Source organism: Acetobacter tropicalis (assembly GCF_001580915.1).
Taxonomy (GTDB): Bacteria; Pseudomonadota; Alphaproteobacteria; order Acetobacterales; family Acetobacteraceae; genus Acetobacter; species Acetobacter tropicalis.
The window spans coordinates 1-8,550 of record NZ_LHZQ01000141.1 but is presented as its reverse complement, the minus strand read 5'-3'; the positions used below and the strand labels follow the sequence as shown (position 1 = coordinate 8,550).

Here is an 8,550-nt window from a genome sequence, read left to right as displayed (position 1 = left end):
AAAAACTGAATTCTGGCTTCAGGCTCGCTCCGAACACATGGCGCCTGTACAGCATGGGCTGCGTCAGGAGTTCATTCCGGCCTGCTATGCTGCGGTTTATAACTGTCCAGTATGCCAAGAATTTTTTTGGGAAGTGGCGGAAGAACCAGAACAGGAGGTTTCATGCACGCAGGTTTTTCTTTTTTTTCCATGTCCGTTGCTACAGGGGAGACATCTGGAGAAGATAAACCGGGAGCAGCGATGCCTGCCGTGTCGGCGACGTCCTCTGTCCAATCATTAGACAGGTGTGGATCATAAGCGTAGCCATAGACCGGGTCCCGCCGTGCAACAGACCCGTCATCCCGAATGACATCCAGTTCGTGCCCGATCACCTCTGGCAGAGAAAGATCACTCTGCAGCCACGCGATATCTGAAGCGCGGAGCAGAGCCCGGCTTCCCGGGGCGAAAGGCTTTTTCAGACCCCAGTCCTGAAACCACAGCGCATAACCAAGCGTCGCCCGGGTCATACCCCCATCCCGCGGATCGTCCATGAAACTCCGGCCCGCTGTCAGATAGCCAGGATCAGTTTCACATGTCGGGCGGTAGGGAGGCCACACGTCGTCCGTGGGATGTATCGGCAGATAGGCACGGCAGGCCAGAACATCCATGGCGGCGAGAATATGCGCGACGGGTCTGAAATACTTAATCATCTCCGCAAGCGTGCGTTTGCTGAGATGATTCTTTTCTCTCTCGTTGTTTTCCTGTTCCTCGCTGGCTTCCCGTTTTCTTTTTCTCAGCACGCGCGAGGGGGTGGAGGACTCCATCACATAATCATCAAGAGTGCTGAACGGATCAATTCCCCTGCCGCCCGCCTGAAACACGGACAGGCAACGCTCCCACGATATGGGTATGTCGGGATGATGCAGCGAAAGACGGGCGGCGATATGCACCGCCCGGCCAATGTAGCGGCAGCCCTCTTCAATGATGGTGGTCCGGATCCCACTGTATTCTGAAAAACCGTACCGTGGCATGGCCGTTTTCAGCCTCGTTCCGATATCGGCAATCCGCATCTGCAACCGCCAGAGACGATGCTCCCGATAGAGGTTCTGGAGTTCGAGAGCCTTGTCGAGACTGGAGAGCGGCTGTGCATGAATCTGGTCGTGCAGTTTCCGCCTGACCGATCCAAGATCATCCAGCGTCTGGAGGTCGAACGGCCTGAGAAAATCCAGGAACTGCCGCCCCGATGTGCGCTGGCAGGCCAACAACTGCAGATGCTGCCGTTCCAGAAGCATCATTTCCAGATGGAGACAGTCGTCCGTGACGGGAGATGACCTGTCACGGCTATCGGAGCACATGGTGCTGTGTTTCTGCACCCTGCTCCGACGCCCGGCCGTAAAGTTCCTTTCGGCTGCGACGAGAAGACCCTGAAGAGCAAAATTGTCGCTCTCGCACAGTCGATCGGAATCGAAGAAAACCGGAATTTTTTCTGATGTCTTTCCCGTTTTGCTCATGGACAGAACCGTTCCCTCGCAGCCCGGTCAGTCCGTCGGATCCGGCCCACTTCTCCTGCGTGATGACTCCCGTGCGACCATGTGCGGTTCCTGCTGGTATATCCTGATGCTGTCATGATCCGCCGGCCGCGTCCGGCGCGCAAAACGCGCCAGCAGAAAACGGTCGCACACTGCGCAAACAGCTTCAACGTCAAAAGCCGCAAGTGCCTCGGACAGTTCCTCCTTTTTCAGGTGAAGAACGTCAGCGTCACGGCCCGCATCGATTCCCATATCATGCAGATCATCGCGGAGAGAATCAAAAACCCCCGTTCTGTCGGAAGAACGCGTAGGCAGAATGATGGACAGGACATTATCCGGGACTGTATTCCCGATACCTGCCAGCTGGAAAAGCCGGTCGACACGGCGCGATGCAACACCGCTTCCCGCCGGAGCCATCCGCCGGGCATCCTGTCTGCGCCACATCTCGCCCTCGTGGAGAGCGGCGGCACGCGCCATTGAAAGAGAGCCATCCCGTTCCATCTCCGCCTTCGCAACGGGACCAAAATATGCGTCGGAGCCCCATTCCGGGATATCCTCTTCCGTCAGCTCGCGTTCGACCCGGCGCCAGAGGGGCCGCGCGCCATTCTCTGCCCGGCGCTGCGCTTCCCGGAGCGCCCTGCGCAGACGCCACTGGCGCAGGCTCTCACGGAATTTTCCGAAGACCTGCCGCATGCCCCCGGTCAGATCTTCTCCTAAGGCTGAAGCCACCGTCTCTGTCCTGCCGGTTGCAGCCTTTATGGCGGACAGTCCATCCCTGATGGCATCCGCCAGCGGGAGCACAGGCCCAGCGGACTGGTTCCGGCGATGACGGGCAATAGCCGGGGTCAGGGTGGGAGGGTTTCCCGCCGCGCTGCGCCGTTCGACCGACAGCATTGCCCCCTGAAAGTCGCGAAGTGTCTGCTGGCGAACCTCACGCACGCGATCAAGCAGTCCCAGAGCGGATGATCTCTGATCCCGTCGCGCCATATTGCGCGCCATGTTGTCAAGAATATCGGCCTGCCTGATGGGGCGAGAATCTCCCAGCGGGCGACGACCGGCGATCTCCCGGCGCTCCGCCCCTTCCGAAGTGACCAGCCAGGTCCGCTCCCGGTGCCGGCTCCCCTGCGTGTAGGCACGATGGGCATCAACGGCCCCTGAACCACGAGGCATGGCCTCGATGTGTTCTGTGCTCGTCAGCCCCTGTGTCGCGTCGATCGAAAGCACATCTCCATAGCCGAGGCGGATATGGCCGCTACCCGGATCAGCCAGTGTCTTCCACGTCACGAAACCTTCCGTACCCAACCCGTTGCGCAGTGAGACTCCCCCGGAATGGACAGCGATCACTGTCAGCACGCTGCCATTATTTCCAAGGATGCCCCGTTTTCCGTCAGCACGACGGCAGTTCGTCCGGGCAAACAGTCTGACGCGATCTCCCACAGCAAGGCTCATGTCATATGTGACGCCGTGCTGATCGACTGCCTCGATCATGGTAGCATCCTCACCAATTTCCCCCATCTGGCGGCGGCGCTCGCGAATGGCGCGCGCAAGATTCCGCGCATCTTCATTGGTCGGCGCACTGACCGTCAGCGAGAAACCCGGCCGCGCCCGACCGGACTGATAGCGTTCCAGCCAGAGATCCGCGATATGGGATATGACTGCCTCACGGTCTCCCGATGCCATCAGAAGTGTCTGATCCTCCCGTTTCCGCTGCAGGGCTTCCCGTGTATTGCCGTCGCGCAGCATGAGAGCCGTGGTCCGCTCGCGTTCACTCTGCTGGCGGACACTCGTGAGCAGTTCCGGCAGGGCGTCAGCGCCAAGAGCGCGCCGAAGCAGATCGACGACTGGTCCGGCCTCCACCGCCTGACATTGCAGGGGATCGCCAATCATCACGAGACGAAAGCCAGTTTCATCGCGGACACGCAGCAGATCCAGAAGCTGGGTCGTACTGAGCAGGCTAAGCTCGTCAAGAACGAGCACGCTGGCAGCATCCAGGGTGATCCTGCCTTCCTCGATGTCTTTTAAAAGAGGATGTGTTGCACGCAGATTCTCCCGGTCGATCCCTGCATCGGCCAGATCTTCCGCCTGACGCCAGGCTACCGCCGTGCCCCAGACTGTGCGACCCGCCTGACGCCAGGCCTGCACGAGAGGCCTGAGAAGCGTGGTTTTGCCAGAGCCCGCGACGCCGACCAGAACCGACAGCCTGCCCTCTGTTCCCAGAGCGAGCATGGCGCGACGCTGGCCTTCCCCATGCTCGCCACTGAAATCCAGTCCCGTGGCAGTGATACCTGCCTCAATCTGTGGGGCAGACAATGCGCCGTTCCGCTCGGACGCAGCCTCACGCGCCAGTCGGATCAGTTCATTTTCCCGATCGACATGCAGTTGTGTTGTGACGCGCAGGCGTCTTTCTCCCGCAGGGTCTATGTCCTCCACCCAGATCAGGGATGTCTCCGCCCCGTCATGCCGGAAACGACGCGCTGCCAGCATGGAGATCACGGCATCGACATCTCCGGCGTCACCGATGCCGGTTTCGATCAGCGCCCGCGCCGCGCAGATGCGGGCATCACTTTCTTCCAGCACGGCTTTCTGCCGGAAGCGTTCCGCAAGCAGATCGCAGGTCAGAGCGAACGCTGCTTCCACATGATCATGTGCGACGGATGCCTGTATTGCGGACCGATCGGGTTTCCTCACGAAAAACGGCGCTTTCCAGCCGAGCGTGTCTGCCTGGCGTCGCCACACTTCAAAATCAGCAAGATCATCCTGTTTGACCTGACGTGGATCACCCTGCGTCCCCTGTTTCAGCAGGGCGATACGGCGGGACTCATCAAGGGTTTCCCAGTCGAGGCCCTGGACCTCTGCATAAGTGCGAGCCGCGGACAGTCCGCCCTGTGTGCGCTTTGAAAATGCCTCACGGACAGTTCCCGGAACTGCCGTCAGACGTGCGGCTCCCGTTTTGCGATCAAGTTCGACTTCCGCACCAAGCGCCCGCAGATTTTGTGCAAGAAAGGCCTGATACAGCGCCCCAAGTTCCTTGACCCGTCCTGAAAGTCGTTTGAGATCCAGTCCGCCGACACGGCCGCTTTCGGTGAGCACGACGTTGGGAACGACCGTATGGGTATGAAGCTGCGGGTCTCCCGGCACGCGAAGGGTAAAGCGCCGCGTGAAGGCTTCCCCGGATACCGCATCAACATCGGACAGTTCGACGGTCGGACGACTTGTGAAATGATCGAAGCGCAACCAGCCGATCTGTCCGGCCTCATATCCTTTTTTGCCAGCCTTGCCCTTGCGGGCACGACCGATTTCATGGCGTACCTGTCGCATAACGGCATCCACGGCATCACGGTGGGCCTGCAGAATCATGGCCCGCTCGGCTTCGGTCCGGGCAAAAGCCCAGGCAAGCGAAACGGACTTGTCGGCAGACCACGTCAGATCAATATAACCGATCCTGGACTTCGATGCGGTGATGGCATCCAAGAAACTGCGTCTGTCGACAGATTGTCCTGCAAAATTCTGACCCGAGGCCAACCGGAAGCAAAGAGCCTTGTCAGGCTGGAAGTCAGCGGGAACATCATACAGGCTGAAAAGGCGTTTCGCGGCCTTTACCGCCTGACTCTGCTCACCGGAGGCACCGTCTGACGCAATTCCGGCAACGAGTTCTGCTGCTGCCTGAAGCATTCTTTCATCTGGCAGGTCATCACCCGGCAATCCGAGAATCTCCGCGATACTTCTGCTGCCTGCCTGAATCTGCTTGCCCTCGACCGGCTCTCCATCCGTACGCAGGCCCGCCAGAAGGCAGGCGATCCCGTCGCGCTTGACAGCACGGCCGGGCGTCAGGCCCAGAAGGCTCAGCATGTCGGGGTCGATATCGTTTCCGATTTCTGCTGTAGAAAAATCGATACTTTCAGCAGAAGGAGTCTGGTTATAGTAACGCGCAAGGGCCGCCTGCGAAGCCGGGACCGTCTGCTCCAGAAGATGATCCGCCATAAACACGGCAGCAGAAGGCACGCCCGCGACACCGGTGCGGTAGGTCAGCACTGCTACAGTCCTTCATCCAGAATGCGGGGCAGTTCGGCTTCAAGAGTGTGCATCATCAACGCGGGTAATTTTTTTAGGCGGTCATTGAGTGCTTCTACACTTTGACATTGATATTTCAATGCAACTGAAATATCTTTGAGAACTGTGACAAGTTCACTTTCTCCCGTTCCGGGGCCGTCCAGTGCATGCACCAGAGCGACGAGCATCTTTCCGTGAAGTTCCTGTGTTTCGCTGATCGTACGCAGACTCTCGACAAGAACCTGAAGTTCACTCTGCCCGGGTTTCATCGCCAGACATCCTCCGACAACGGTGGCCCTTTCGGAGCGGGTAGCGGGATCGGCATATCTCGCGGATGGTCCTGTCGGACCGGGATCCTGACGGGAAGCCAGCATCCCAGTTGATCCGCAAAACCACCAAAATTAAAAAACGTATTTTTATAGCAATTATCGAGACTGTGCGTGTCACCTAGCTGGTTAAGGCGAATAATCGGAGCCCATAATTCCAGTTCCTTCGGCTTGCCAAAGAACAGTTTTCCAGCGCCTGTTGCTGTGGATCGAAATTCAGTGAGCGTGAGTTCGGCTTCACGGGCTTTATCCGCGGCCCCGGCGTTGTATCCGCGCCGGTGGCCGATTGAGTAAGTTGCAATGCCTCCGACGAGTAACATCGCTGCAAGAGTGCAGATAGTCCGGGATTCAATGAGTTTTACCCGTTTCGTCAGTGCTTTTTCACTTGCTCTTGCGATTGTATTGCCGATATCTGAAACCATCCGGACCTGAAGTGTCGCTGCCAGAGCATTCAGCCGCTCGGCCTCCTTGTCAGAAAATTCAATTCTTTTTTGCAATGCATAAGTTATTTCTTTTTCTGCCTTGATATAAAGTTTACCGAGATGGCTCTGTTGAGCACGCAGTGCTTCGAGCGAAGCCTGCCACGCAACAATAAGTGGCATAACAGGATCATCGTCTCGCATGCCGTGATGACGCGCCACTTCAATCAGTGACTGTCCTGTCAGGGATGTTTCATCATTCTGCGTCCGGAGAGAAGAGGTGGAAACGGGCATATCCATGTTCTCCATTCTGCACTTCACGGAAGCCAGTGCTGCACTGTTGCAAAAGCTTTTTTCATATTGTCCCGCCACATTCTTGTTCTTTGGCGATCGATCAGACCGAGGGGTGGCAGGCTACCTTTTGTCTGCCCTTCGACCGCCCCAATGAAGCTGATCCGGCGGCGTTCGATTTCGTGTGCGCATCCCAATGTCGGCATTACGACGATGTCACCACCACGATCAAGAATCTGTCGTATGATCTCACTTTCTGCGATCGAGTCAGAAAATGCCGTCGCTTGTGGTATGTGCGGTGGAACACAGAACTGATTGAAAACGATGATTGTTGCATCGGGGGCAAACAGACTGTCGGTTTCGAACGACTGTAAATATGCGAGATCGTCCGTATCCGGGCCGACGAAATGGATGGCGACGGGTTGTACCCCAAAATTTTGCAGGAAAGAGACAAGAGATAATTCATGCGCTACGTGCTTGAGCGTCCGGTCGCCAGCTCCGAAGTCGACAATCAGTGATTTTCGTGATTCAATCTGTTTTTGCACCAGACTCTCAAACCATTTCGTAATCGAAACTTGATCAGCCGACGGTGGTGAAAATGCATCCGGAAAATACGTCGCAAGGGTCTGATTTGTGCAGTCACCATCTGCAACAATCACTTCGCGTCCTGCATTCCGCGCTTCTTCGACAGCCCATCGTGTGAAAAAGCTTTTTCCTCTGTTGCCACGCCCTGTCGGGAAGAGGAAAATCTGACTGTTTACGGATCTTTGATTTTCGTAGTGTGATAGCAAGCTGTCATCAGTGTCGTGCTGTGCATCAGATTTCATGAAAGCGTTCTTCCGTGTTCTGTAATCTGTCTGCACAGACATCATAAAACACAGCATACAATCAACAACAATATTTATAAACTACACTATAAAATCGAAATGAAAATGAACTGATAAATTCTATACTTCCATTTCTATATGTGCCTGCGCATGTCTCATTGTGCCAGAAAACGACCGGTTCGGATGTGAGAAAGATTATCGAAACAAACATCACATCACTGTGAAGTTCATTTGCCACCTTTGACCGGACCTATCTGGAGTGGCAGAGGCAGTGTTCCTGCACGAATCCTCTCCTGTGCCCGCCGCAGTTTGTCTTCTGCGGAACGGGAACTGCCAGTGGTCGACGTATCCTGGCAGGTTGCGGCATGGCTGGTGGTAGCGTTGCCAGCCGGACGAACTGACACTGAAAACGATTGCGCCGGGGGCGTAATCGCTGGAAGGGCATCGGCGTCAGGGAACCGTACTTTCGGCGATACAGCCTCACGGGTGATATGCTTTTCTTTCGCCAGTCTGCGGCGCAGGCGATACCAGGTCTGACGGGCGGTGTCCGGTGACGGGCTCTGGCCAGAGGCATCCTTCAGCCCGCGGGAAATGAAAAATTCCGTCAACATGCGCCAGTCAGCCCGGTTGCCGATCTCTTTCTGGAGATCGGAAAAATGATCTTTCATAAAAAGTGCCAGCGTATTCCGCCCAGATGCGCGACGGGCGCTGCGGATCAGACTCCGGATATCATCGTTGGCCTTCCTGGTCATTGCAGCCTCCCGTAGCATGTGTCGTCCAATATCCATGACTGCGTGCTGCGCCAGCACACATTTCGCACCAGAGCAGACAGATGTCCCGCATATCCCCAACCGCCGTTACCGGAAATCCGAAACGGAATCTGATGGTCTTCTGATACGGCACTCTATGACATCTTCCATGAAAACCGTCCCTTTTCATGCGAACTGAGGAATCTCTCCGGATCCGACGCAATCACCTGCCCTTCGGAATCAGATCTTTCTTCCCGCCTGCTTCAACCGACGGAAATCGACGCTGAAACCCGGATCATGGGCGTTACGGAAACGCCTCCTGTCCGCGTCAGATCCGTGACAAAAATCCTGCATAAAAATGACTACAGACCAAGGCACCC

The 8,550-nt window shown here is 56.6% G+C and carries 6 protein-coding genes; all 6 read right to left on the bottom strand.

Features of this window, described 5'->3' with window-relative positions:
• Positions 1-71 precede the first annotated feature (71 nt).
• Positions 72-1,490 (bottom strand): hypothetical protein, encoded by a 1,419-nt coding sequence (locus AD944_RS01845; protein WP_146881250.1) that lies wholly within the window; start codon positions 1,488-1,490, stop codon positions 72-74.
• Between the two features lie 27 nt (positions 1,491-1,517).
• Positions 1,518-5,540 (bottom strand): MobF family relaxase, encoded by a 4,023-nt coding sequence (gene mobF / locus AD944_RS01840; protein ID WP_052427255.1) that lies wholly within the window; start codon positions 5,538-5,540, stop codon positions 1,518-1,520.
• A 2-nt stretch (positions 5,541-5,542) separates the two neighbouring features.
• A complete protein-coding gene (locus tag AD944_RS01835; RefSeq protein ID WP_045543267.1) occupies positions 5,543-5,827 on the bottom strand; it encodes a hypothetical protein in 285 nt (94 codons plus the stop codon).
• A complete protein-coding gene (locus AD944_RS01830; protein WP_145912901.1) occupies positions 5,824-6,597 on the bottom strand; it encodes a hypothetical protein in 774 nt (257 codons plus the stop codon). The genes AD944_RS01835 and AD944_RS01830 overlap by 4 nt, the downstream gene beginning before the upstream one ends.
• A gap of 23 nt (positions 6,598-6,620) precedes the next feature.
• Positions 6,621-7,421 (bottom strand): P-loop NTPase family protein, encoded by an 801-nt coding sequence (locus AD944_RS01825; RefSeq protein WP_045543265.1) that lies wholly within the window; start codon positions 7,419-7,421, stop codon positions 6,621-6,623.
• A 227-nt stretch (positions 7,422-7,648) separates the two neighbouring features.
• Positions 7,649-8,173: a hypothetical protein gene (locus tag AD944_RS01820; protein WP_045543264.1), complete on the bottom strand. Its 525-nt coding sequence runs from the start codon at positions 8,171-8,173 to the stop codon at positions 7,649-7,651.
• Positions 8,174-8,550: the final 377 nt, after the last annotated feature.